The sequence below is a fragment of the Paenibacillus sp. J22P277 genome, assembly GCF_059383675.1.
In genome coordinates this window covers 1-23,696 of record NZ_JBXENS010000011.1, presented here as the reverse complement: position 1 = coordinate 23,696, position 23,696 = coordinate 1, and the positions used below count along the sequence as shown (strand labels likewise).

Annotated in this window: 23 protein-coding genes; all 23 read left to right on the top strand. The window is 51.2% G+C overall.

The window, feature by feature from the left end:
* Window positions 1-6 precede the first annotated feature (6 nt).
* Complete coding sequence (locus tag AC50YL_RS32175) at window positions 7-507, top strand: flagellar protein FlgN (RefSeq protein ID WP_494837472.1); 501 nt, start codon at window positions 7-9, stop codon at window positions 505-507.
* 12 nt (window positions 508-519) lie between these two features.
* Window positions 520-2,052 (top strand): flagellar hook-associated protein FlgK, encoded by a 1,533-nt coding sequence (flgK, locus tag AC50YL_RS32170; RefSeq protein ID WP_494837471.1) that lies wholly within the window; start codon window positions 520-522, stop codon window positions 2,050-2,052.
* Window positions 2,053-2,070: 18 nt separating this feature from the next.
* On the top strand, window positions 2,071-2,985 hold the full coding sequence (flgL, locus tag AC50YL_RS32165) for a flagellar hook-associated protein FlgL (protein ID WP_494837469.1): 915 nt from the start codon (window positions 2,071-2,073) through the stop codon (window positions 2,983-2,985).
* 13 nt (window positions 2,986-2,998) lie between these two features.
* The gene (locus AC50YL_RS32160) at window positions 2,999-3,568 is read left to right on the top strand and encodes a DUF6470 family protein (protein ID WP_494837468.1); all 570 of its coding nucleotides are present in this window, start codon (window positions 2,999-3,001) and stop codon (window positions 3,566-3,568) included.
* A gap of 106 nt (window positions 3,569-3,674) precedes the next feature.
* Window positions 3,675-4,109: a flagellar assembly protein FliW gene (gene fliW, locus AC50YL_RS32155; protein WP_494837466.1), complete on the top strand. Its 435-nt coding sequence runs from the start codon at window positions 3,675-3,677 to the stop codon at window positions 4,107-4,109.
* Between the two features lie 16 nt (window positions 4,110-4,125).
* Window positions 4,126-4,374, top strand: a complete 249-nt coding sequence (gene csrA, locus AC50YL_RS32150) for a carbon storage regulator CsrA (protein ID WP_494837464.1) — start codon at window positions 4,126-4,128, stop codon at window positions 4,372-4,374.
* Between the two features lie 113 nt (window positions 4,375-4,487).
* Entirely contained in the window at window positions 4,488-5,255 is a 768-nt protein-coding gene (locus AC50YL_RS32145; protein ID WP_494837462.1) for a flagellin N-terminal helical domain-containing protein, read from the top strand.
* Window positions 5,256-5,483: 228 nt separating this feature from the next.
* Window positions 5,484-6,251, top strand: a complete 768-nt coding sequence (locus tag AC50YL_RS32140) for a flagellin N-terminal helical domain-containing protein (protein ID WP_494837461.1) — start codon at window positions 5,484-5,486, stop codon at window positions 6,249-6,251.
* Between the two features lie 125 nt (window positions 6,252-6,376).
* A complete protein-coding gene (locus tag AC50YL_RS32135) occupies window positions 6,377-6,775 on the top strand; it encodes a flagellar protein FlaG (RefSeq protein WP_494837460.1) in 399 nt (132 codons plus the stop codon).
* Between the two features lie 17 nt (window positions 6,776-6,792).
* Window positions 6,793-8,328 (top strand): flagellar filament capping protein FliD, encoded by a 1,536-nt coding sequence (gene fliD, locus AC50YL_RS32130; protein WP_494837458.1) that lies wholly within the window; start codon window positions 6,793-6,795, stop codon window positions 8,326-8,328.
* A gap of 13 nt (window positions 8,329-8,341) precedes the next feature.
* Window positions 8,342-8,734: a flagellar export chaperone FliS gene (gene fliS, locus AC50YL_RS32125; RefSeq protein WP_494837627.1), complete on the top strand. Its 393-nt coding sequence runs from the start codon at window positions 8,342-8,344 to the stop codon at window positions 8,732-8,734.
* A complete protein-coding gene (locus tag AC50YL_RS32120) occupies window positions 8,727-9,053 on the top strand; it encodes a flagellar protein FliT (protein ID WP_494837457.1) in 327 nt (108 codons plus the stop codon). The genes fliS and AC50YL_RS32120 overlap by 8 nt, the downstream gene beginning before the upstream one ends.
* A 51-nt stretch (window positions 9,054-9,104) precedes the next feature.
* Window positions 9,105-11,444: a motility associated factor glycosyltransferase family protein gene (locus AC50YL_RS32115; RefSeq protein WP_494837455.1), complete on the top strand. Its 2,340-nt coding sequence runs from the start codon at window positions 9,105-9,107 to the stop codon at window positions 11,442-11,444.
* 32 nt (window positions 11,445-11,476) lie between these two features.
* Window positions 11,477-13,744: a motility associated factor glycosyltransferase family protein gene (locus tag AC50YL_RS32110; RefSeq protein ID WP_494837453.1), complete on the top strand. Its 2,268-nt coding sequence runs from the start codon at window positions 11,477-11,479 to the stop codon at window positions 13,742-13,744.
* 9 nt (window positions 13,745-13,753) lie between these two features.
* Complete coding sequence (locus tag AC50YL_RS32105; RefSeq protein WP_494837452.1) at window positions 13,754-14,761, top strand: NAD-dependent 4,6-dehydratase LegB; 1,008 nt, start codon at window positions 13,754-13,756, stop codon at window positions 14,759-14,761.
* A gap of 13 nt (window positions 14,762-14,774) precedes the next feature.
* On the top strand, window positions 14,775-15,953 hold the full coding sequence (locus tag AC50YL_RS32100) for a LegC family aminotransferase (protein WP_494837450.1): 1,179 nt from the start codon (window positions 14,775-14,777) through the stop codon (window positions 15,951-15,953).
* A complete protein-coding gene (gene neuC / locus AC50YL_RS32095; protein WP_494837448.1) occupies window positions 15,950-17,125 on the top strand; it encodes a UDP-N-acetylglucosamine 2-epimerase in 1,176 nt (391 codons plus the stop codon). The genes AC50YL_RS32100 and neuC overlap by 4 nt, the downstream gene beginning before the upstream one ends.
* A 5-nt stretch (window positions 17,126-17,130) precedes the next feature.
* The gene (gene neuB, locus AC50YL_RS32090) at window positions 17,131-18,282 is read left to right on the top strand and encodes an N-acetylneuraminate synthase (protein ID WP_494837447.1); all 1,152 of its coding nucleotides are present in this window, start codon (window positions 17,131-17,133) and stop codon (window positions 18,280-18,282) included.
* Window positions 18,283-18,316: 34 nt separating this feature from the next.
* On the top strand, window positions 18,317-19,366 hold the full coding sequence (locus AC50YL_RS32085; RefSeq protein ID WP_494837446.1) for a nucleotidyltransferase family protein: 1,050 nt from the start codon (window positions 18,317-18,319) through the stop codon (window positions 19,364-19,366).
* Window positions 19,367-19,416: 50 nt separating this feature from the next.
* Entirely contained in the window at window positions 19,417-20,136 is a 720-nt protein-coding gene (locus AC50YL_RS32080; RefSeq protein ID WP_494837444.1) for an acylneuraminate cytidylyltransferase family protein, read from the top strand.
* 123 nt (window positions 20,137-20,259) lie between these two features.
* Window positions 20,260-20,457 (top strand): cold-shock protein, encoded by a 198-nt coding sequence (locus AC50YL_RS32075; protein ID WP_161745713.1) that lies wholly within the window; start codon window positions 20,260-20,262, stop codon window positions 20,455-20,457.
* A gap of 240 nt (window positions 20,458-20,697) precedes the next feature.
* Entirely contained in the window at window positions 20,698-21,243 is a 546-nt protein-coding gene (gene hpf, locus AC50YL_RS32070) for a ribosome hibernation-promoting factor, HPF/YfiA family (protein WP_494837443.1), read from the top strand.
* Between the two features lie 503 nt (window positions 21,244-21,746).
* Window positions 21,747-23,696, top strand: a 1,950-nt coding sequence (locus AC50YL_RS32065; protein ID WP_494837442.1) for a hypothetical protein, incomplete at its 3' end; no start/stop codon positions are given.

The following is a 23,696-nucleotide window of genomic DNA, read 5'->3' as shown; positions in this document are numbered from 1 at the left end:
ATTTCCGTGAACGTCGAGACGATTATCGCTACGCTGGAGATGCAAGCGGAGGTTTACGATCAATTGCTGGCCTTGGCGAAAGAGAAGACGCCTTATCTCGTTCATAACAAAGTCGATCTGCTGAACGCCACGATTCAGAAGGAACGGAAGCTGCTGAAGACCGCGGAGGAACTGGAACAGCGGCGCATGAGACTGTCGGGTCAGTATTTTTCCGCGCTCGGGATGCTGCGTTACAAAGGCGGTAAAATAACGGAGATGATACGGACGGTCACATCGCCGCAAGATAAATTGCGGTTGACGGAGCTGCATGCCGGGCTTCGACATTCGCTGGACGATCTGCAGAAGGTCAATCAATTGAATCAGCAGTTAATCGAACAATCGCTGAAGTTCATCGACTACTCGATCGATTTGATGGTCGACGACCCCGGCAACGATGTTACCTATCAGCATCCGCAGAGTGTCGGTTACAACCTGTCCACGCGCAGCGCATTCGATACAAAAGGTTAGGGAGGCAGTTCAATGACATCGACGTTCCATTCAATCGAAACGGCAAAACGAAGCTTGTTCGCTCAGCAAACCTCTATCAATACGGTAGGGCACAATATTGCAAACGCCAACACGGAAGGATATTCGCGGCAGCGCGTGACGATGACGGCGGCAAGGCCGATGGAGGCCTTCGGTTGGAATCGCTCGACCTCGGCCGGCCAACTGGGAACGGGCGTCGAGGCCACGGCGATCAATCGCGTGCGCACGTCTTTTCTGGACGACCAATTCCGCAATCAAAGCAAATACGTCGGCGCATGGTCCGTTCAATCCGATACGCTTCAGAAGCTGGAAGCGATCGTGAACGAGCCTTCGGATTCCGGCATCCGTACCGTTATGGATAAATTTTATCAAGCCTGGTCGGATCTCAGCAAGGACCCCGAGAACGTCACAGGTCGCAAAATCGTCCGCGAAACCGCGCTGGCGCTAACGGATTCCTTTAATCAGACCAGCAAGCAAATGCAGGATTTGAGCACGGATTTGACGAGCAGCATAGATGTGAAGGCGACGGAAGCCAATTCGTATCTGGACAACATCGCGTCGTTGAATACGCAAATCCGCCGCATTGAATCGCTTGGAGACGATGCCAACGATCTGCGCGACCAACGCGATCTGCTCACGGACAAGCTTTCTCAGATCGTCAACATTACCGTAACGCAAGCTCCGGAAGGATACAACATTTCCATGGGCGGCACCGAGCTGGTTAATGGCGATACGGCGACTCCGCTTACGCCGGCGGTGCTGGAGGCGGCCGTTCAAACTGGAGATCTAAACAGCGGCGAAGTGTTCGGCATGATAACCTCGCGGGATGTCTATGTCGCGGACTATGTCAAACAGCTGGACACGCTCGCAAACACGTTGGCGACGGGAGCCTTTCAAGTGACGGTTCCTGCAGGCTCCGTTCTCCCGGGCACGACGACCCCGCTCGCGACGGCGACCACGATGACGGTTCAAGGGATCAACGGGCTTCATAAGCTTGGCTATACGATGGGCAATCCGGCAAAGGGCGCCGATGATTTCTTTACGATCAAAGCCGGGGCGACGGGCTTTACCGCAGCGAGCATTCAGTTGAATCCCAGCATAGCCGACGACACGAACAATATTGCGACATCGATGCGGACCGTTACCGCCGGCGGGACAAGCACGGTCGTCGTGGGCAACAACAGTTTGGCGCTGCTGATGTCCGGTTTGAGCGAAGTGAAGTTTACCTTCGATCAGACCGCGAGCGGAAACGGCATTTCCGAAGCGACCATCAACAATTTTTACAGCTCCATGGTCGGCGCATTGGGCGTCCAATCGCAAGAGGCGTTGCGCCAATACCAAAATTCCGCCGCGCAGACCGAGCAGGTCGACAGCAACCGTCAGTCGGTCAGCGGCGTTTCGCTTGACGAGGAAATGTCCGACTTGATTAAATACCAGCATGCCTATGGCGCGGCAGCACGTTTCATGACCACGTTTGATCAAATGCTCGAAAAATTGATTAACGGTACCGGCGTTGTCGGCCGCTAAGAATAGGAGCGAACCTAGATGTCCTTGCGCGTAACACCTGGAATGATGCATATGCAGCTGTCCCGCAACCTGAACCGAAACCTGGCTCAGATGGATAATATACAGAATCAAATTGCAACCGGCCGTAAAATCAACAAACCATCCGATGACCCGGTGGGCATTACGTATGCGCTCCGTTATCGGACGGAACTGGCATCGAACGAACAGTATCAGAATAATGCCGATGCCGCCCACTCGTGGCTGGATTTCAACGATACGGTACTGGGACAAGCGGGCGATATCATGAAGCGCATCAAAGAATTGACGGTGAACGGTTCGAACGGAACGAATCCGCAAGATGCGCTGGACAGCATCAACAGCGAGCTTGTGCAGTTGAAGAGCCAACTCGTCGACATTGCCAACAGCAAGCTGAATGGCAAATACGTATTTAACGGCCAGCAATTCGATAAAATCCCATACGACGAGAATGCGCCGGGATTCGATGCGAAACAGGTCGTTACGGATACGGGTGACGTCTCTTATGCAGTAGGCGTCGGCGTAACGCTGCCGGTCAACGTATCGGGCAATGAAATTTTTGGCACGGGCAATCCGGTAGAAGCGGATAACGTATTTTCGGTTATCGACAATATTATCAGTAATTTCGCGGCGGGCAACCAAGCCGGAGCCGCCGCGCAGCTGGGTAATCTCGAAAGCCGGGATGCCAAAATCACCAATGCCAGATCCGAGGTTGGCGCCAAAGTGAACCGGATCGAGCTGATGCAGAATCGTTTGGATGATCTCGAGATCAATTTGACGGACATGCAGTCGAAGACCGAGGATGCCGATTATGATCAACTCCTCATCGATTCAAAGATTAACGAGAACATCTATCAGGCTTCGCTCTCGGTAGGCGCGAAAGTTATCTCTCCGTCCTTGGTTGACTTTCTTCGTTAGCGGGTGAGCATCGATGAAGCTTCCTTATATTCAAGCTGAATCCCAGCGTGCCCAGATTGGGATCGAGTCGCAAGCCGGAAACTATGCGATCCAATCAAGACCTGCGGATATTCAAATACAGACGACGCCTACCAGAATCAGTGCGCCGACCGTAATGCCTGAACTGAACCTGAATCAGGATCGGATGTGGGCGGCGTTCAATGGCGGCAAGCCGGATGCGTTTCGGCAGCGAATATATTCTCAATTACCGGAGATTGCCTTGAAAGCCATTGCTCATATCGTCGAGAAAGGCAATCGTATGGGGGACTTGCGTATCAAACAAAATCCATTCCCCGATATCGCGCTCGAGGATATGAACGCAGGAGGTCCGGACTTGGAAGTGTTCGGGCCGGCGTCGTTTGATAACGTGGATATCGAGTTTAACATTCAAAAGCCGGATGTGCGAATCGATGTCGGCAAAGTAGATATTCAAGTGCAGACGCATAAGCCCGAAATTAATTATCAACGCGGCGGCGTGAAGATTTATATGCAGCAATATCCGTCTGTTTCGTTTCATGTCGCCGAATTGGACTTGCGCGCATAGCACACGAACGGGATCATCTATGCTATAGGGAAGCCGGGAATCGGTTTCATTCTATGGCATTTTTCTTTATGATGAAGGTAGTTACGATTAGGAGTGTGAAACGACTATGGAATTGCAAACGAACCGGTTCGGCAGGCTGACGATCGCCGAAACGGGATTGTACCACTTTGCTCAAGGGCTTCCCGGTTTTGAAGATCAGAAATCCTTCGTGATTATCGCGCCGGAGGAAGATCATCCATTTGCATTTCTTCAGTCGACGCAGGACGAGAAGCTGAGTTTTATCATCTCGAGCCCGTTTCTTTTCTATCCGGATTATGATTTCGAAATCCCGGAGTCCGCTGTCGCGGAATTGCAAGTGACAGGCACCGAGCAAGTACTGGTCAGGTCGATTATTAACGTAAGCGGAAGTTTGGAATCAGCCACGATCAACCTCGTCGCCCCGGTAGTGATCAATCAGGATAACCGCAAAGGCAAGCAAGTTGTTCTTGGCCGGTCGGCCTATATGACAAGACACCCGTTATTTACCGGGGAGAAGCGATAAGGGAGGATGTTTTCAGATGCTCGTGCTTGCGCGTAAGAAGGGTGAATCCGTCGTCATTCAAGACAACATCGAGATTACCGTGCTTGAGGTCATCGGCGATACGATAAAACTCGGTTTCAAGGCTCCCCGCGAAGTGGAGATTTTGCGAAAGGAAATATGCGTCCAGGTCAAGCAAAGCAATTTGGAATCGATCGCGCAAATGCCGAGCCTGCAGTTATTAAAGGATCAATTGCAAAAACTGCAGAAAAGCGACGAATTGCTATAATGAAGCCTTGACGACGAGCCGATATAGGAATAAGGGCCGGATAAGGGCAATCGACTTATGGGGCTAACCACACGGATGTGGGCATCCATCAACCATTCAGGGAGGAAATTCAAATGCGTATTAACCACAATCTTCAAGCCGTAAACACGCACCGCAACATGACGCTGAACAACAATGCAGCAAGCAAAAGCATGGAAAAGCTGTCTTCCGGTCTTCGCATCAACCGTGCGGCTGACGATGCCGCTGGCTTGGCGGTATCCGAGAAAATGCGCGGACAAATCCGCGGTCTCGAGCAAGCGCAACGCAACGTGCAAGACGGAATCTCGTACGTTCAAACGGCAGAGGGCGCAATGAACGAAGTAAGCTCCATGCTGACGCGCATGAAAGAGCTGAACGTTCAAAAAGCGAATGGCACGTACTCTTCTTCCGACAAGTCGAACATCAACCTTGAGTTGAACCAACTCGGTTCGCAAATCGATCAAATCTTCACGAACACGAAGTTCAACGGGATCAGCATTACGGCCGGCGCAACGATCCAAGCAGACGATGCTTCCGCGACAATCGCAATTTCCGGTATCGACACTACGGGTATCACGGGCCTTAATGATACTTCGGACTTGAGTGCAATCGAGACGGCGATCAAGAATACGTCGACGCAGCGCGCAACGCTCGGCGCAAAGCAAAACCGTCTGGAGTACACGTCGAATAACCTAGGAACGACCGTCGAGAACTTGACGGCTTCCGAATCCCGTATCCGCGACACGGACATGGCAAAAGAAATGGTCGACCTTACGAAGAACAACATTTTGCTGCAAGCTTCGCAAGCGATGCTCGCGCAAGCGAACTCCGCGCCGCAAGGCGTACTCTCCCTGCTTCGTTAATCGCGGCATGAACGTCAACAGAGACCTTAGCTCGGCTAAGGTCTCTGTTTTTTTTGCACCGTTGTTCGCAGCGAGTGCCGCGAAAATTGCAGAAAAGCGACGAATTGCTATAACGAAGCCTTGACGACGAGCCGATATAGGAATAAGGGCCGGATAAGGGCAATCGGCTTTTTACGGCCTACCACATGGACGTGGGCAATTATCAACCAATTCAAGGAGGAAAATCAAATGCGTATTAATCACAATCTTCAAGCCGTAAACACGCACCGCAACATGACGCTGAACAACAATGCAGCAAGCAAAAGCATGGAAAAGCTGTCTTCCGGTCTTCGTATCAACCGTGCGGCTGACGATGCCGCTGGCTTGGCGGTATCCGAGAAAATGCGCGGACAAATCCGCGGTCTCGAGCAAGCGCAACGCAACGTGCAAGACGGAATCTCGTACGTTCAAACGGCAGAGGGCGCAATGAACGAAGTAAGCTCCATGCTGACGCGCATGAAAGAGCTGAACGTTCAAAAAGCGAACGGCACGTACTCTTCTTCCGACAAGTCGAACATCAACCTTGAGTTGGATCAACTCGGTTCGCAAATCGACCAAATCTTCACGAACACGAAGTTCAACGGCATCAGCATTACGACCGGAGCAACAATTCAAGCCGACGATGCTTCCGCGACGATCGCCATTTCCGGCATCGACACTACGGGCATCACGGGGCTTGACAGCGGCACTACATTGGCGGATATCGAGACAGCGATCAAGAATACGTCGACGCAACGCGCAACGCTCGGCGCAAAGCAAAACCGTCTGGAGTACACGTCGAACAATCTGGGCACGACCGTCGAGAACTTGACGGCTTCCGAATCCCGTATCCGCGATACGGACATGGCGAAGGAAATGGTCGACCTCACGAAGAACAACATCTTGCTGCAAGCTTCGCAAGCGATGCTCGCTCAGGCGAACTCCGCGCCGCAAGGCGTGCTTTCCCTGCTTCGTTAATCACGGCATGAACGTCAACAGAGACCTTAGTTCGACTGAGGTCTCTGTTTTTTTTTTGAACATTAATAATTACAAGGCGAAACGTCGATATAAGAAGTAGTAAAAAGAAAGAGCGGAGTGAGAATATGAGCATTCAATCGGTTAGCGGCAGTTCTCCAGTGGAAATTCCATTGTCTTCTGCAAGTCAATCAAGCTCGCAAAGCAGCAACCCGGCCTCGCAGCATGCTGCTGCGGTGAAGTCGGTCCAAACCGGCAAAGAATTGCGAACCGCCGAATTGGAAGGCGTGAATTTGTCGATTGGCGAGGCGCAACTTATTAAAGCGATCGATAGAGCAGTGAAGGCAATCGAGGGTCCCGACACCACATGCGAGATCAAGATGCATGAAGCGACAAAGACGATTACCATTAAAGTGCTGAATAAGGAAACCGGCGAATTGATTCGAGAGATCCCTCCTGAAAAGACCTTGGATTTGGTAGCCAAGATGATGGAATTCGCAGGCATCCTGATTGACAAAAAGATATAAAGGGGGAGGACATAATCATGAGAATTACGGGTTTGGGCTCAGGGATGGACATCGATTCCATCGTTAAGCAATTAGTTACGGCAAAGAAAGGACCTCTGGACCGCCTAAATCAGCAGAAGACCACAATGGAATGGCAACGGGAGCAATATCGCGACATCACTTCGAAATTGGTCGATTTTCGCAATAATAAGCTTTTTAACTATGGTCTGCAAAGCGGCATTGCAGCCAAACAGGTCAATCTCAGCGGGAATACGGGGGCAGTCAGCGCAAAGGCGAACTCCGGTGCATCTTCGGGCACGATGACCATCCAAGTGAATAATCTTGCAACGGCGGCGCAAGTGACAAGTACGGCTAGTATCCCTGGCGGAATCGATGCAAGCAAGACGTTAAGCGATCTACAGGCGGAAGGAAAAATAGCGTATACGGCAGTTGGGGGCAAAGTGTCCTTTGATATCACGAACGGAAGCGGTTCGCCCGTAACGATCTCGATGAACGAAACAGATAAACTATCGGATGTCGTGACCACTATTAACAATAGTTCCGCGAAAGTGAACGCGTTTGTCGATGGTGTTACGGGTCGCTTGTCGATTTCGTCAAAAGCAACGGGTGCAGGAAGCATTGCATTAAACGATACCTCGGGCTTGCTTGCCAGCTTCAACATGCCTGCTTCATCCTCCACGGCGGAGCAAGGGAAGGATGCCAGCCTTGTTATCAACGGCATCGCAACCACTCGTAGCAGTAATGTTTTCACTGAGAACGGCGTTGAAATTACACTGAACGCGCCAAGTGCGGGAACCCCTACGACGTTGAATATCGTCACGAATACGGATACGGTTCTTAACACGATCAAGTCGTTTATCACTGATTTTAACGACGTGCTCGATACGTTAACAAGCAAGTTAAGCGAAGAGCGTTTTAGAAAGTACGCTCCGCTCACTGCCGAACAAAAAGAAGGCATGAAGGATAGCGAAATTACCCTTTGGGAACAAAAGGCAAAGAGCGGTCTCCTAAATGGCGATGCCACGCTTACGAAATTGACGAGCGATATTAGACTTTCCTCCATTTCTCCGGTCACGATCGATGGCGAACAACTCGTTTTAGGCGAGCTGGGCATCGATTCGTCGTCCTGGGAAAATCACGGCAAGCTGGTGATCAAGGACGAGGCGAAGCTTCGGGCGGCAATCGAGGCGGATCCGGATAAAGTAATGAAATTGTTTACGCAACAGACGAAAGAAACTGATCCGGTGAAGAAAGGTTCGGCTTCCAACCCCGACAACGGTCTATTTAATCGACTTTCCAACGTGGTTATGTCGGCGCTCGACGAGTTGGCCAGCCGAGTCGGGACCTCGAAGTACAGCGCGGACAAGAACAGCTCGTTCTTGTTGGCGAGTACGTTCGGTGAACAATTACGTACCTTCGACGATCGGATTAACGAAGAAACCGATCACTTGAACAGGTTGGAAGATAGTTATTACCAAAAGTTCACCGCGATGGAAACCGCTATGAATCGGTATAATTCGCAAGCAAGCAGTTTATTCGGAGCATCGCAATAAAGGAGTGAACGGCATGGTATCCAACCCTTACGAGAAATATCAACAACAATCCGTCCAGACCGCTTCTCCTGCGCAGCTTATTATCATGCTTTACGACGGGGCCATTCGCTTTATCAAGCAAGGTATCGAAGGGATTGAAAACCGAAACATAGAGAAGTCCAATACCAACCTGATTAAAGCACAGAATATCGTGCATGAGTTGATCGCTTCGCTAAATTTTCAATATCCCATCTCCTCCGAATTGGCGCAAATTTACGAATACATGCTTCATCGGCTGATCGCGGCGAACATGAAGAAGGACAAGGAGCCGGCACTTGAAGTGCTTGCTCATTTGGTCGACTTGAAGGCATCGTGGACGCAAGCTTCGAAGCCGGCACTGGCAGCCAGAGAAATCATTCATGGATAATCTGCTGAGGCAAGTGTTAATAGAGGCTAAGTATTTGAGCGAGGCTGGCCAGTCCGAGGAATACGAGCGGTTCGAACGTTTAGTCGACCTACGGCAAACGCTAACCGATAGGATCGCCGAAGCCGGTGAACTGCCCCCTGCGCAAAAGAAGGTGGTACGGGAAATATTGCAGTATGACGCTTCCGTCATGGAACATATGGATCGATTGAAGAATGAAGCTGCATCCGCAGTTGTTCGGCTACAGGCTTTTAGGAAACAAAAGAATGCTTATAAGCATAAGGATTATGCAGACGCCTATATGGTGGATAAGCGGAACTAACGGGATGAAGACGGGTATGAGTCCTTCCCCGTACAGCACGGGCAGTCATTGATGGATAAAAGGCGCGACGGACTCCCGGCAGGGACAACAGTCGCGCCGACTTCATTTCAGCAAAAGAATGGTGGAAGACACATGGGAAGCGATACGACAGAGCTCGAATCTATACTTGAGGAAGTCAAGATTTTTTTGCCTCGATTGCTGCAGGCATGCAGTTCGGTCTCGGCGTTGTTTTATGTTTCGGTTAACGAACAGGCGTGGACGGAACTCGGAGAATTGCTTGAGGGCGTAGATGATCTCTATAAAACCGTTAATTGGCTTAGAAGCGAAATGGAGGCAGAAGGAGATGCGCTGCACTCCGTCATGGCGGCGTTCTCGGAACAACTTGCGTCTAGATTCGCGGAATTAAATCAATTGATGGATGAGGAACAGTTCGTTCACGCCGCCGATTGCATGAACTATGAACTCGCCGGCATCATACAGGCATTTTCCATAAAGCTAGGAGAAGAGAAGGACGTCGTCGAGAGCAGGTTTGCAGCCAATCTTGCGTACCTCGAGAAGGAGCATCCTCAGGCGTATCAATCACTGAGAAACCTGCGCGCGGACAAGTCGTACTGCCAAGTAACGTATGCAAGCAACGGTTCTCCGAATCTCTATCTGCGAACACAAGAGAATCAGAGCATTTATTTATACAGTCAGTATGATCCCGAACGCGAAGCGGGAATCTGGGCGGATTCTATGGACGAAACGATGGCCGGCAAAACCAACGTGGTCGTGTACGGCATCGGGTTCGGCTATCATTTGAAGCAATTGTCGTTGAGATATCCGGATCATAAGTGGGTTATCTACGAGCCGGATGAACAAGTCATGCTGGCCGCGATGCATGCCGTCGATTTCCAGAAGTTGTTCGCCCGCACCAAGATCGAGTTGCTCGTCGTCGGCTGGAATGAAACCTTAAGACATAAATCGTTTTTCAAATTCGTTAAGTTCGCGAAGGGGGATACCGCCGTCACGTCTCTGCCCTCTTATGACCGGGTAGATAAGCAGAGAAAATTGGAGTTTTTCGAAGACGCGAAGAAAGCCATCATGCACTTTGAAATGTCCGCCAAAACGGCAGCTTATTACGGGATCCAACTGTACCAGAACAAATTGTATAATTTGTCCCATCTCATCCAATCGCCTTCGATACGAGGGATGAAGGACCGATTAAAAGGGCAGACGGCGGTTATCGTAGGCGCGGGTCCTTCGTTGGAACGGGATATTGAGACGTTGCGTCAGCTTAAAAACCATGCGCTGATTATTGCGGCCGGAACGGCCGTTCAATCTTTGATGCATTTCGGGATTACTCCCCATTTAGTCGTTTCGCTGGATTACTCGGAAGCGAACGATGCCGCTTTTAGGCATCTTGATTTGGACGACGTCCCTCTACTGTACGGACCGCAGCTCAAATTCACGATTCTTAAAGATAAAAAGAGGTTGATGTATTTCTTGCCGGAAAATGATTTCACGACCAACTATTATCTCGGCACGGAAATCGGCGAACCGTTGTTTAGCTCGACGCCTTCCGTTACAGGGCCGGCCATCCAGGCGGCTATTTACATGGGGTGTACGGAGATCGTGTTTACGGGGCAGGATTTTTCTTACCCGACTGAGGAGATGTACGCCACGGGAGCCAAACACGTCACGTCGGAAAAGAGTAAAGCGATGGTCAATGCGGCCATCCTTCAGGTTGAGAACGTTCAAGGCGGCATGAACCGTTCGAATGATATGATGAAAGTAACGCTCGGCGAAATCGAGAAGTTATTGAGCAGATACCCTCATATCGTATTCACGAACACGTCCCGGATCGGGGCTAAAATCAAGCATACGGAATGGCAAGACATGGCGAGCGTGCTCGAGCGTATTGCGGATGTTCTTGTCCCCCCAAATATGGTGGCGCAGGTAATGGAGAGCGATCTGCGACCGGTCGACGAGAAACATCGGCAGGAGATCTTGACCCGTTTAACGAATACGCCGGAACAAATCGAGCGGATGGAAGCGACGTTGAAACGAATCGTGCAAAAGCTTGGCGGACTACAAGCGTTAAGCCGAGTGAAACCGCAAAAATGCCATAAGACGATGATCGAAATCGAGGAACTGTGGGAAACCGTGATGCACAACAAGGCGTTCGAATTCTCGTTGGCGTTTATTATCCCGAACGATCTTCGCACCTACGATCGGGATCTGCAGGAACTCGTAGAAGAGAGAAACGTGATCCGGAAGGCGGACCTGTTTTGTAACGTAGTAGGGTCGCTCGCCAAAGCGATCTTGGAGTCGCTGCCTACGGTCGGCGGAATCGTCAAGGAAGCCGTAAATAGGGTTGAGCTCGATCGAGAAACGATTGTCGCAGGCTAATTTCTGCGGAATCAAGCTTAGGAGGCCGATGAATGGAGCAGCAGGAGTTTCAAACGGAAGAGGTACTAGAAGAAGTGAAGCTCTTCTTGCCTAAGCTTATTTCGGCATCTAGATCGATCGCGACGCGGCTTTGCCTGCCGATGGACGAAGATGCCTGGCAGCAGTTCGGCGACGTGGTCGAAGGCATAGACGACTTGTATCGTACGCTTCAAGCCATGGGCTCCGATCTTGTTGAATCCGGACGCTTTCGCGCATGGCTGCCGGTCATCCAGAGAACCGTCTCCGAGTTGAGCGACCGTTTCCAAGCTATGAATCGATGCGTGGACGAAGAGGATTTTGTCGGGGCAAGCGACTATCTACAATTTGAACTGATTACGGTCGTAGAACGCTTGGCTGCGGAGTTGGGCGAAACTCGGCAAGCGCGGAACGAACGATTTGTTCGAAACATGGCATTCGTGAAAGTTCGCTATCCGCAGGTTTATGGATTATTAAGCACGATTGCAAGGGACGAGGAGCGTTACCAGCTCGTCTATACCAGGAATAATCGGCCGAACTTATATTTGGCGGACGAGAATTTCTACTTGTACAGCCAATACGACCCTATACATGAATCCAGGCGCTGGGCGGATTCAGCTGCCGGGAGCGGCGATCGCAAAGAGAATGTGATCTTTTTCGGTTTCGGTTTCGGGTTCCATGCGCTGGCGTATGCGGACTTGTATCCGGACCATCGGCTTTATGTGTATGAGCCGGATGAGCAGGTGATGCTGGCAGCCATGGAGGCCATCGAGCTTCAGGAGATCATAGGGAAATCCAATGTGAAGGAAATCGTTATCGGACGGACGAAATCGGATCGGGATAACTTCATTTACGGCTTTTTGAGATATTTGAAGGCCGGAGCGGACACGCTTTCCCTGCCTGCCTACGATCGAATCAAAGAGCAAGAAAAAAACGATTTTTTTACGGATGCGGGCACGGCCATTATCAATTACGACAGCTCGTTTATCATGTACAAGAAATATGGTATGCAGTGGGTCACGAATTATATGAATAACCTTGCCAAGACGTTGAATTCGCCTTCCATCGAGGGACTGAAAGGCAAATTCGAAGGCATGACCGCCGTTGTCGCGGGGGCGGGGCCCTCTCTGGAAGCAGATATCGCATGCCTAAAGAAGCTTAAACCGCATGCGATTATTATAGCGGCAGGATCGACGACCCAGTCGTTGCTGCATTATGGCATAGAACCTCATCTGATCGTCTCGATCGACGGGGATCCGATCAATAACAACGTTTTTAAAAACCTGAATATCTCTGGTATACCGTTCTTGTTCAGCCCTATGCTATATCATGAAATATTGGATGGCCCGATAGATCCGCTTATTCATTTGTTTTATACGAGCGATATCACGAACAAATACATATTCGATCTTGAGGAATCGTATCCGTTCTTTAAACCGACGGATTCGGTGACGGGGACTGCGATTCAAGCGGCCATTTTTATGGGCTGCAAGGAAATCGTGTTTACGGGACAAGATTTTTCATATCCGGGTACCAGCATGTATGCGCCCGGGGCTGCTCATTTCACGAAGGAATACAGCGATTCCGTCCTCGAAAAAGCGACGTATTTTGTCGAAAACGTGCGCGGAGCCGTGAATCGAACCAATAACGCCATGAAAGTAACGCTGGCTGGCATAGAGAATTTAATCGAGCAGTTCCCTCACATTCAATTTACGAATGCTACCCGAATGGGAGCGAAGATAAAGCATACGCAATGGGAACCGCTGGACAATGTTTATGAACGTTTGAGAAGCGCGTGTCCGGAGGCGGATTTCTTCGTTAAGGCGGTCTCGCAGCTGCGCCCGTACGACGACCGGAGCGTGACGCGAGTGCATAACCGCGTAGTCGATTTGCGCGAGACGCTGCAGCTGAACGAACGGAAATTGCGATACCTGGATGCAAGCCTAAAAAAGCTTGCGGATTTAAGCCGAACCAATCCAAATAAATGCCTGAAGCTGATGGGTGAATTCGATGCGGAGTGGCGCTCCGTCGTGCACAGCGGACCGTTTAAGGCGCTGTACCTCAAAGTCTTCCGAAACGAGATATTCGAGATGGAACGCGACTTGCCGGACATCGCGAAAGAGAATAATCTGATTAAGCGAGCAGAACGGACTCGCCATATCGTAGGTCCGCTCATAAAGGCGATTCTCGACGGAAGCCCCGCGCTCGTCGAGCTCGTAGAGGAATCGCTTCGCCGCATTCATCATGAAGAACAGTCGCTTTCATTGTCATTAAGCGACATGTAAGGAGCAGATATGACGACATTTCGCAAACTATTGGTTACGGGGGCCGACGGGTTTATCGGATCCCACTTGACGGAAGGGCTCGTTCGCCGCGGATATGACGTAAGAGCTTTCACGATGTACAATTCCTTTAACTCCTGGGGCTGGCTGGATCATGCCGCGGAGGATGTCCAGGGCAGCTTTGAAGTGTTTACCGGCGATTTGAGAGACCCGCATGGCGTGAAGGAAGCGATGAAGGGCTGCGATGCCGTTCTTCATTTGGGCGCGTTGATTGCCATCCCGTTCTCGTACCATTCGCCCGATACCTACGTGGATACGAACATTAAAGGTACGCTCAATGTATTGCAGGCTGCCCGGGAACTCGGGATCGGCAAAGTCGTACACACCTCGACGAGCGAGGTATACGGGACGGCGCAGTACGTGCCGATCGACGAGAACCATCCCTTGCAAGGGCAATCGCCGTATTCGGCCTCGAAGATCGGAGCGGACCAGATGGCGATCTCCTTCTACCGTTCGTTCGAATTGCCAGTAGGCATTATCCGGCCGTTTAACACGTACGGCCCGCGACAATCCGCCCGAGCCGTCATTCCTACGATAATTACGCAGCTTGCCGCGGGCAAAAGCAGCATTAAACTAGGCGCCGTTCATCCTACGCGGGATTTCAACTTCGTGGCGGATACGGTTCGAGGCTTTGTACACATGCTCGAATCGGTTTCGAGCATCGGCGAGGTTATCAATATCGGCAGCAATTTCGAGATTTCGATCGGACGCACCGCTAAATTGATCGGCGAGTTAATGGAAAGGGAAGTCGAGTGGGTGACGGACGAAGTACGCATTAGACCGGACAAAAGCGAAGTCGAACGTCTGTGGGCCGACAACGCGAAAGCGTTCGAATTGCTCGCATGGCAACCGGAATATGCCGGGGAAGAAGGATTCCGAAGAGGGTTACGGGAAACAATCGAATGGTTCAGCGACCCGCGCAATTTAGCGCAGTACAAGGCTTCGATTTATAACATTTAAGGGGAACTGCGATATGAGCCAGGAGCGCTTGCCGGAAGAAATCGTCGCTTTGCTGGAAAATGCGTTTAGTCGGCGGAACGGAGCGGTCGCGCTGCATGAACCGGAGTTCGTTGGGAATGAATGGAACTATGTTAAGGAATGCATCGACACGAAATGGGTTTCATCCGCGGGGCCGTTCGTGGACCGATTCGAAAAAGATATGGCAGCCTGGACTGGAGCGTCCTACGCGGTGGCCGTCGTGAACGGTACTGCCGCGCTGCACGTCGGCTTGCTGCTTGCCGGAGTCAAGGAAGGGGATGAAGTGCTCATCCCTTCCTTGACTTTTGTCGCAACGGCGAACGCGGTCAGTTATTGCGGAGCCATTCCGCATTTTGTCGATATTGCCGAATCTACGCTTGGCATGGATGCCGATGCGATGGAGAGCTACTTAATAGATATCGTGCGTTTCGATTCGGAGGGTCAACCGATAAACCGAATGACGGGCAACCGCATCAAGGCCGTTGTACCGATGCACACGTTTGGCCATCCCGTCGATTTGGACCCCCTGATGGAGTTGTGCGCGCGGTATAAGCTTGAGCTGGTAGAGGATGCGGCCGAATCGTTGGGTTCCACTTATAAAGGCCGACATACCGGGACATTCGGCCGATTGGGCGCGTTCAGCTTTAACGGCAATAAAATCGTGACGACCGGGGGCGGCGGCGCGATCGTAACCAACGATGCGGGGCTTGCCAGGGCGGCGAAACATCTCACGACGACAGCGAAGCTTCCTCATCGTTGGACCTATGTTCACGATCAGACAGGCTTCAACTATCGAATGCCGAATTTAAATGCGGCCTTAGGCTGCGCGCAGCTGGAAAGTTTGGAGCAAACCCTTGCCGACAAGCGCGCGGTTGCCGAGCGGTACAAGGCCCGCATCGGTTCCGTCCAGGGCGTCCGTTTGATGACGGAGCCCGACAACTGCGTCAGCAATTATTGGCTGAACGCGCTTATTCTTGATCAGCCCGATCCGGTACTCCGCGATATGGTCTTGCAGCGGACGAACGACGCCGGTTTCCAGACGCGTCCGATTTGGGTACCCATGCACCGGCTTCCGATGTTTGAACGTGTGCCTCGCATGCCATTACCCGTCACGGAACGAATGGAAGATGCCGTCGTGAACGTGCCGAGCAGTCAGGGGCTGATTTACTGTTGACGAGAACTAGCAGAAGGAAAATATGCGTCGTTACCGGAACGAGAGCAGAATACGGCTTGCTTACGCCGCTGCTGCATGAGCTGCAAGAGGACGACGAAATCGAGCTTCAACTCATTGTAACCGGCATGCACCTTTCCCCTGAATTCGGACTTACGCTGCGGCAAATCGAACACGACGGATTCAACATAGATGCCAAAGTGGAAATGCTTTTATCGAGCGACACGGCAGTGGGAATCACGAAGTCGATGGGTCTTGCGCTTATTGGGTTCGCGGACGCTATCGACCGCTTAAAGCCCGATATTATCGTCCTGCTCGGAGACCGCTACGAAATGATGACGGCAGCGCAAGCCGCGATGATCGCCAATGTTCCGATCGCGCATCTCCATGGGGGCGAAAGCACGGAAGGGGCAATCGACGAGGCGATCCGCCATAGCATTACAAAAATGGCGCACGTTCATTTTCCTGCGACCGAGCCATACAGGGCGCGGGTCATTCAACTCGGTGAGCGCCCGGACAGCGTGTATAACGTAGGCGCGATCGGATTGGATAATATCCTCGGGCTTCGGTTGCTCGGCAAGCAGGAGCTTGAACAATCGCTGGATTTCGAGCTTGGCTCGATCAATTTCCTAGTGACCTATCATCCGCTAACGTTGGCGAAGCAGTCTTCGAGCGAATTGATCGATCAGTTGTTGGACGCCTTGGACCGATTTCCTGCCGCCAAGATCATCTTGACGAAACCGAACTCCGATATGGATGGACGCATTATAGCGGCGAAGATGGATGCGTACGCTGAACGCCAGCCGGAGCGCGTCAAGTGCTTTGATTCGCTGGGACAGCTTAGGTACTTAAGCGCGTTAAACCATGTGGATGCCGTAATCGGCAACTCCTCTAGCGGGATTATAGAAGCGCCTATGTTTCGTATCCCGACGGTCAACATCGGAAACCGTCAGAGCGGTCGCATGAAAGGTTCCTCGATTGTTGATTGCGGTTCGTCCAGCGAAGAAATCGTTGACGCGGTCCGTCATGCGTTGACGACTGCCTTTCGGGAATCGCTGCAATCCATGACGTCGATATACGGAGAGGGAAATACGGCACCGAAAATCAAAGCGGTATTGAAAAGCATTTCGCTCGATGGCATTTTGTTGAAGTCCTTTTACGATATGCAGGCGTAAGTTCGTTGCAAGCCGGATTGAGAAACCGACAAATAAGCATAAGAAGCGTTCGTTTCTTCCAAAGGGGTTTTAGAATGAGAGCTGCCACTTATATCATCGCGGAAGCGGGCGTCAATCATAACGGTTCGATCGAGCTAGCAAAGAGAATGGTCGAGGAGGCCGCGAAGGCCGGAGCGAATGCAGTCAAATTCCAAACATTCAAAGCAGGTAATTTAGTCAGTAGCCGCGCCGAAAAAGCCGACTATCAAAAAAAAACGACAGGCACGGAAGAAACGCAGTTGGATATGATCAAGAGGTTGGAGTTGTCCTTAGAGGATCACGAGGAATTACTTGAATGCTGCTTACGTAATCGTATCGATTTTTTGTCGACGCCATTCGATGACGAAAGTCTCATTCTGTTGACGGAGAAGCTAAAGCTGCGGCGCTTAAAGTTCTCTTCTGGAGATTTAACCAACTTGCCGTTATTGCTGAAAGCCGCCCGTACCGGTTGCGACCTGATCGTCTCCACGGGAATGGCGACGCTTGGCGAGGTTGAGGAAGCCTTGTCCGTTATTGCTTTCGGCCTTACGGCCGGCCGGGATATTAACCCTTCTTCGGCGACGTTTCGCAGCGCTTACGCTTCGGAAGAAGGACAAGAGGCGCTTCGAAGTAAAGTGACGCTGCTGCATTGCACGACGGAATACCCTACGCCATATGAAGACGTGCATTTAAATCGCATGATTACGCTCGAACAGGCGTTTCGGTTGCCTGCCGGTTACTCGGATCATACGCCCGGTACGGAAGTTTCAGTAGCTGCCGCGGCGCTTGGCGCGAAGATAATCGAGAAGCATTTTACGCTCGATAAATCGATGGATGGACCGGATCATCAGGCTTCGCTGGAGCCGCAAGAAATCCGCGAGCTCATTACACAGATCAGAAATACGGAAGCGGCATTGGGGAGCCAAGTGAAATATCCGGCCGCATCGGAGCTGAAGAATATGACGCCTGCCCGTAAGAGTATCGTTGCCTCGAGGAAGATTCAGCAGGGCGAAGTATTCGATGAGACGAATCTGGCTATGAAGCGGCCGGGGAACGGACTCAGCCCATCTCTTTATTGGGAGATGCTGGGCCGCAGGGCGAATCGGGGCTATGAGCAGGATGAGTTAATCGAATGGTGATCTACGGACGCACCCGCAAAGGAGAAATCATAGCATGAAACCGATACAGGAGTTGTTCGTTTCACCGAATCAGTCGATTATCGACGTCCTTCAAATCATCGACCGGGGATCCATGCAGATAGCGCTTGTCGTGGATGAGAAAGAGCGATTATTAGGAACGGTTACGGATGGCGACGTAAGAAGGGGGATTTTACGCGGCATCGGTCTGGATTCCCCGGTATCGACGGTCATGAATCGCGAACCGAGAACGGCCAGGCTCGAGATGGACCGCGACGTGATTTTGAGCGTCATGCAGTACTTGAATTTGCGCCAATTTCCTGTATTGGATAATGAAGGGAGAGTCGTCAGACTGGATCTGCTCGATGATTTGCTTCAGCGCAACAGTCGGGATAATTGGGTCGTACTGATGGCGGGCGGGCTCGGGTCGCGACTCGGGGAAATGACGAAGGATTGTCCCAAGCCGTTATTGAAAATCGGTATGAAGCCCATTTTGGAAGTGATCCTCGAAAGTTTTATTTCCAACGGTTTTCATCGATTCTACATATCCGTGAATTATAAAGCGGACATGATAAAAGACTATTTTGGCGATGGGTCGCGGTGGGGTATCGAGATCCGTTACATCCACGAAGGGAAACGGCTCGGTACGGCCGGAGCGCTTAGCTTGATTCCGGAAACGTTGAAACAGCCGATTATCGTCATGAACGGAGACTTGCTTACGAAGGTGAATTTTCGTCAACTGGTGGATTTTCATGTCGAAGCCAAAGCGAAAGCGACCATGTGCGTAAGGGAATACGAGTTCCAGATTCCATACGGCGTCGTACAGGTGGAGAATCATAAGCTGCGCAAAATCGAAGAAAAACCGCTGCAAAAGTTTTTCGTCAACGGGGGGATTTACGTCATCGATCCGGAAATTTTACAGATTATCTCCAAAGATACGTTTTTCGACATGCCCACGCTTTTTGACGAGGCGATAAGGCGTGAGTTCAATACGGCTGTCTTCCCGATCAGGGAATATTGGATCGATATTGGGCGTAAAGACGATTTCGAGCGGGCTAATGGGGAGTTTTTGGAAAACTTCGGTTGAATTCTGCAATCATGGTCAATGGCGATTCATAATAGTTAGGAGATGCAGGCGTGATCAACGGACAAAAAGTGCTCGCTATTATCCCGGCCAGAGGAGGTTCCAAAGGGCTACCAAAAAAAAATATCCGAATTCTCGGCGGCAAACCTCTTCTGGCATGGGCGATAAATGAGGCATTGGCTTCGAGCTATATTGATTATGTCCTCGTATCAACGGATTGCCCGGAGATTGCCGGCGTCGCCGAGGAATGGGGCGGACAAGTTCCTTTCATGCGCCCCGCGGAATTGGCGCAGGACGATACGCCGGGCATATTGCCGGTTATCCATGCGATAGAGAAATTAAAGGAATACGAGATTGTAGTTCTGCTGCAACCTACAAGTCCGTTCCGGACAGCAGCGGATATTGACGCCTGCTTGGAACAGCTCGTTACTTCGGACACGGCCAGCGTTGTGTCGGTAACGGATTCGGATAAACCATTATCCTGGATGTTTACGGTCAGCGACGAATGCAATGTACTTTCCCCTGCCGTGAGCGAAGCGGAGATGGTTTTTCAACGTCAGGCTGCTTCAAAGATTTACGCGTTGAACGGAGCCGTATATGCCTCCTACAGTTTGTTTGTCATCTCGAACCGTACCTTTTTCTACGCGGGTACGCAAGGGTACCGAATGCCGAAGGAGCGCTCCTTGGATATCGATACCCTGCTGGATTTCATCGTTGCCGAGAGCATGGTTAAGATGGGGGAGAGCAAGGCGGAAGCATCGATAAAAGGTTAACGTTACTGAATTGTATTCGCTTACAAAAACTTATTGACAACTTTGTGAAGCCTCTGGTATATTCGATTTGTGGGCCACGCTTAGTGATCTCGCAGCTATTTGAAGATGAAGGGAATGTTCTGAATGCAAGGTAAAGTAAAATGGTTCAACGCTGAAAAAGGTTATGGCTTCATCGAGACAGAACAAGGCGGCGACGTATTTGTTCACTTTTCCGCGATCCAATCCGAAGGTTTCAAGACGCTTGAAGAAGGCCAATCCGTAGAATTCGATATCGTCGAAGGCGCACGCGGTCCTCAAGCGGCTAACGTTCAAAAACTGTAATTATCCCGCTGTTAAGCGGCCACATCATACATGGTATGCGCGCTTAACCGAATGTGATAAGCAACAGCCCCGGGCAACCGGGGCTTTTTGTTGCGTTCTCGGGGGAGGGCAAGACTTGCCGTTTCTACCAGGTCAATACTGGGTTAAATATTTTAGACAATTCAAAAAATACTGAAAATATCTTGGAGAACGCCCGAATAAGATGTTATAATAAGATCATGTAAAAGGGAGGAATGCCGCATGAAATACAACATTCGAGGTCAACACATCTTAGTGACAGACGCCTTGCGCGATTATGTCGAGAAGAAATTGAGCCGCCTGGAAAAGTATTTTGAAGAGCCTTCTATCTCCGAAACAAACGTAACCCTGTCAGTAACCAAAGGAAGACATGCGATTGAGGTGACGATCCCGTTAACGAACGTAATGCTGAGAGCAGAAGAAAAAAGCGAGGATATGTATGCTTCGACCGATCTGGTTGTGGACAAACTGGAAAGGCAAATTCGAAAACATAAAACGAAAATAAACAGTAAATTCCGTAAAGAAAGCGGGATTCGCACGTTGTTTAAAGAAGAAAGCTCGGCAATCCGAATCGCTGAAGAGGAGGAAGAATATGAACTTGTACGTACAAAACAGTTCATTTTAAAGCCTATGGATGTTGAAGAAGCGATATTACACATGAATATGGTCGGTCATTCCTTCTTCATGTTCGCCAATTCGGTGACGAGTGAAGTCAATGTCGTATATAGAAGAAACGATGGTAAATACGGCCTGATTGAACAAACATAACGGACGGCAGCGTTCGTGCTCAATGCGATACCGGACACAGCTTCTTAGGAGGCTGTGTTTTTTTGTTCCGGCGAGTTAATGGAGGCAATGGATATCTAGGATGGAATCCGCTTTTCGTGTTACATGGTCGTAAGTAGCGCGATGGAAAATGGAAAAATGTGAAAATATACCTAAACAACGATATAACTCTTTCCGATAGTAATAGTAGAATACGACTACTACTACTGTGGAGGCAAATTCAAATGAAATTAAAGCCCAAATCCAAAGTGCAGCCTAGTTACAAAACGAAGTCTGCAAGACTGGCAACAGGTCTATTAGGCGCAACGCTATTATTTTCCACAGTGAGTCCGGCAATTGGATTTGCAGCTGGAACGGCTGCTCCTTCGGCAACGGCGATTATTGTCGCGAACAATAAGTCTGGGGTGCAAGACACGGTAAAAGTATCCGGACTTGCTGCGGGCGATGTGGTGAAAGTGTACAATGCCGCAACGGCAGGAACGCTTATGGGTACGGCAACCGTATCTTCGGGCGAAACGGAAGCACTGGTGAGCATCAATCAACTTGGCAGTGCTGCCGGCAGCATCTATGTCACGGTAACGAGCGGCAATGGCACGGATACGGAGAGCACGCGCGTAGTTAAAGCATATGATTCGGAGACATCCGTAGCGCCTTTGGCGGCAAATATTACGATTAGCAACGAAAAAACGGGCAGCCCCGATACGGTGAAAGTAACTGGCCTCGCGGAAGGCGACGTCGTTACAGTATACGGAAGCGTTCTTGAAAGTGCAACAGTAGCGAGCGGAGCGACTGAAGTGACGGTTTCCAAAGCGGATTTGCTGGCGGCGACCGGCGGAACCGCTCAGGTTTCAGTAACGAAAGTGAATAAATTAGAGAGCTCCCGTACATCCAAAACGTACCTGTCCGAGCCAGTGTCGACAGCGCCGGTAGCGGCGAACATCACGGCGACGAACAACAAATCAGGCGTAGACGATAAAGTCGTCGTAACCGGTCTGGCCGAAGGCGACATCGTGAACGTGTACAGCGCAGCAACGGGCGGCACGGCAATCGGTACGGCGACAGTGGCCTCCGGCGCAACGTCCGCTACGGTAACGATCGCACAAATCAGCGCGGCGGCAGGCAGCGTATACGTGAGCGTGAAGAACGTAGACAAACTGGAGAGCACGCGAATCGTTAAAACGTTCGACAGCGAAGTCAGCGCAGCGCCGGCAGCAACGGTAATTACGACCACGAATAACCCGACGGGCAGCGCGGATACGGTAAAAGTAACGGGCCTTGCCGAAGGCGACGTCGTGAACGTATATGGCGTGGCAACTGGCGGTACAGTGCTGGAGACGGCAACCGTGGCGACAGGTGCGACGGAAGCAACAATTTCGAAAGCCGATTTGTTTACGGCAACAGGCGGTACCGTATATGTTACCGTGGTGAAGGCGAACAAACTGGAGAGCACGCGCGTAGCGAAAACGTATGTCACGGAGCCGGTTTCGACAGCACCGGTAGCGGCGAATATCACGGCAACAAACAACAAAGCAGGCGTAGACGATAAAGTCGTCGTAACGGGACTTACCGAAGGCGACATCGTGAACGTGTACAGCAAAGCCACAGGCGGCACGGCAATCGGCACGGCAACGGTAGCTTCCGGCGCAACCTCCGCTACGGTCACGATCACGCAAATTAGCACGGCAGCCGGCAGCGTCTATGTGAGCGTGAAAAGTGCCGACAAGCTGGAGAGCGCAAGAATTACGAAAACATATGACGGTGAAATTAGCGCTGCGCTTGTAGCAACAGCTATCATAGTCACGAACAATTCGACAGGCAGCGCGGATACGGTAAAAGTAACGGGACTTGCCGAAGGCGACATCGTGAACGTGTACAGCGCAGCAACGGGCGGCACGGCCATCGGCACGGCAACGGTAGCAGCCGATGCAACGGAAGTGACGATCTCCGAAGAGGACCTGCTGATCGCCAAGGGCGGTTCGGTCTACGTCACGGTGACGAAAACGAACAAGCTGGAAAGCACGCGCGTAGCGAAAACGTACGTGACCGAGCCTGTGTCCGTAGCACCGGCAGTAGCGAACATCACGGCAACGAACAACAAAGCAGGCGTAGACGATAAAGTCGTGGTCACCGGTTTGGTAGAAGGCGACATCGTGAACGTGTACAGCGTAGCAACGGGCGGCACGGCCATCGGCACGGCAACGGTAGCTGCCGATGCCACTTCCGCAACGGTCACGATTGAACAAATCAGCGCGGCAGCGGGCAGCGTGTACGTGAGCGTGAAGAGCGAAGACAAGCTGGAAAGCGCAAGAACGACGAAAACGTACGACAGCGAAATCAGCGCAGCACCAGCGGCAACGGCGATTACGGTCGCGAACAACCCAACGGGCACTGAAGATACGGTAAAAGTAACGGGTCTGGCCGAAGGCGACGTCGTG

What these genes read in the sequence shown, in the direction of transcription:
- flgL (WP_494837469.1), top strand. Translation starts at nt 2,071, where the DNA reads ATGTCCTTGCGCGTAACACCTGGAATGATGCATATGCAGCTGTCCCGC.
- csrA (WP_494837464.1), top strand. Translation starts at nt 4,126, where the DNA reads ATGCTCGTGCTTGCGCGTAAGAAGGGTGAATCCGTCGTCATTCAAGAC.
- AC50YL_RS32120 (WP_494837457.1), top strand. Translation starts at nt 8,727, where the DNA reads ATGGATAATCTGCTGAGGCAAGTGTTAATAGAGGCTAAGTATTTGAGC.
- AC50YL_RS32140 (WP_494837461.1), top strand. Translation starts at nt 5,484, where the DNA reads ATGCGTATTAATCACAATCTTCAAGCCGTAAACACGCACCGCAACATG.
- flgK (WP_494837471.1), top strand. Translation starts at nt 520, where the DNA reads ATGACATCGACGTTCCATTCAATCGAAACGGCAAAACGAAGCTTGTTC.
- fliS (WP_494837627.1), top strand. Translation starts at nt 8,342, where the DNA reads ATGGTATCCAACCCTTACGAGAAATATCAACAACAATCCGTCCAGACC.
- hpf (WP_494837443.1), top strand. Translation starts at nt 20,698, where the DNA reads ATGAAATACAACATTCGAGGTCAACACATCTTAGTGACAGACGCCTTG.
- AC50YL_RS32135 (WP_494837460.1), top strand. Translation starts at nt 6,377, where the DNA reads ATGAGCATTCAATCGGTTAGCGGCAGTTCTCCAGTGGAAATTCCATTG.
- AC50YL_RS32085 (WP_494837446.1), top strand. Translation starts at nt 18,317, where the DNA reads ATGAAACCGATACAGGAGTTGTTCGTTTCACCGAATCAGTCGATTATC.
- AC50YL_RS32160 (WP_494837468.1), top strand. Translation starts at nt 2,999, where the DNA reads ATGAAGCTTCCTTATATTCAAGCTGAATCCCAGCGTGCCCAGATTGGG.
- fliD (WP_494837458.1), top strand. Translation starts at nt 6,793, where the DNA reads ATGAGAATTACGGGTTTGGGCTCAGGGATGGACATCGATTCCATCGTT.
- AC50YL_RS32115 (WP_494837455.1), top strand. Translation starts at nt 9,105, where the DNA reads ATGGATAAAAGGCGCGACGGACTCCCGGCAGGGACAACAGTCGCGCCG.
- AC50YL_RS32110 (WP_494837453.1), top strand. Translation starts at nt 11,477, where the DNA reads ATGGAGCAGCAGGAGTTTCAAACGGAAGAGGTACTAGAAGAAGTGAAG.
- fliW (WP_494837466.1), top strand. Translation starts at nt 3,675, where the DNA reads ATGGAATTGCAAACGAACCGGTTCGGCAGGCTGACGATCGCCGAAACG.
- AC50YL_RS32100 (WP_494837450.1), top strand. Translation starts at nt 14,775, where the DNA reads ATGAGCCAGGAGCGCTTGCCGGAAGAAATCGTCGCTTTGCTGGAAAAT.
- AC50YL_RS32145 (WP_494837462.1), top strand. Translation starts at nt 4,488, where the DNA reads ATGCGTATTAACCACAATCTTCAAGCCGTAAACACGCACCGCAACATG.
- AC50YL_RS32105 (WP_494837452.1), top strand. Translation starts at nt 13,754, where the DNA reads ATGACGACATTTCGCAAACTATTGGTTACGGGGGCCGACGGGTTTATC.
- AC50YL_RS32075 (WP_161745713.1), top strand. Translation starts at nt 20,260, where the DNA reads ATGCAAGGTAAAGTAAAATGGTTCAACGCTGAAAAAGGTTATGGCTTC.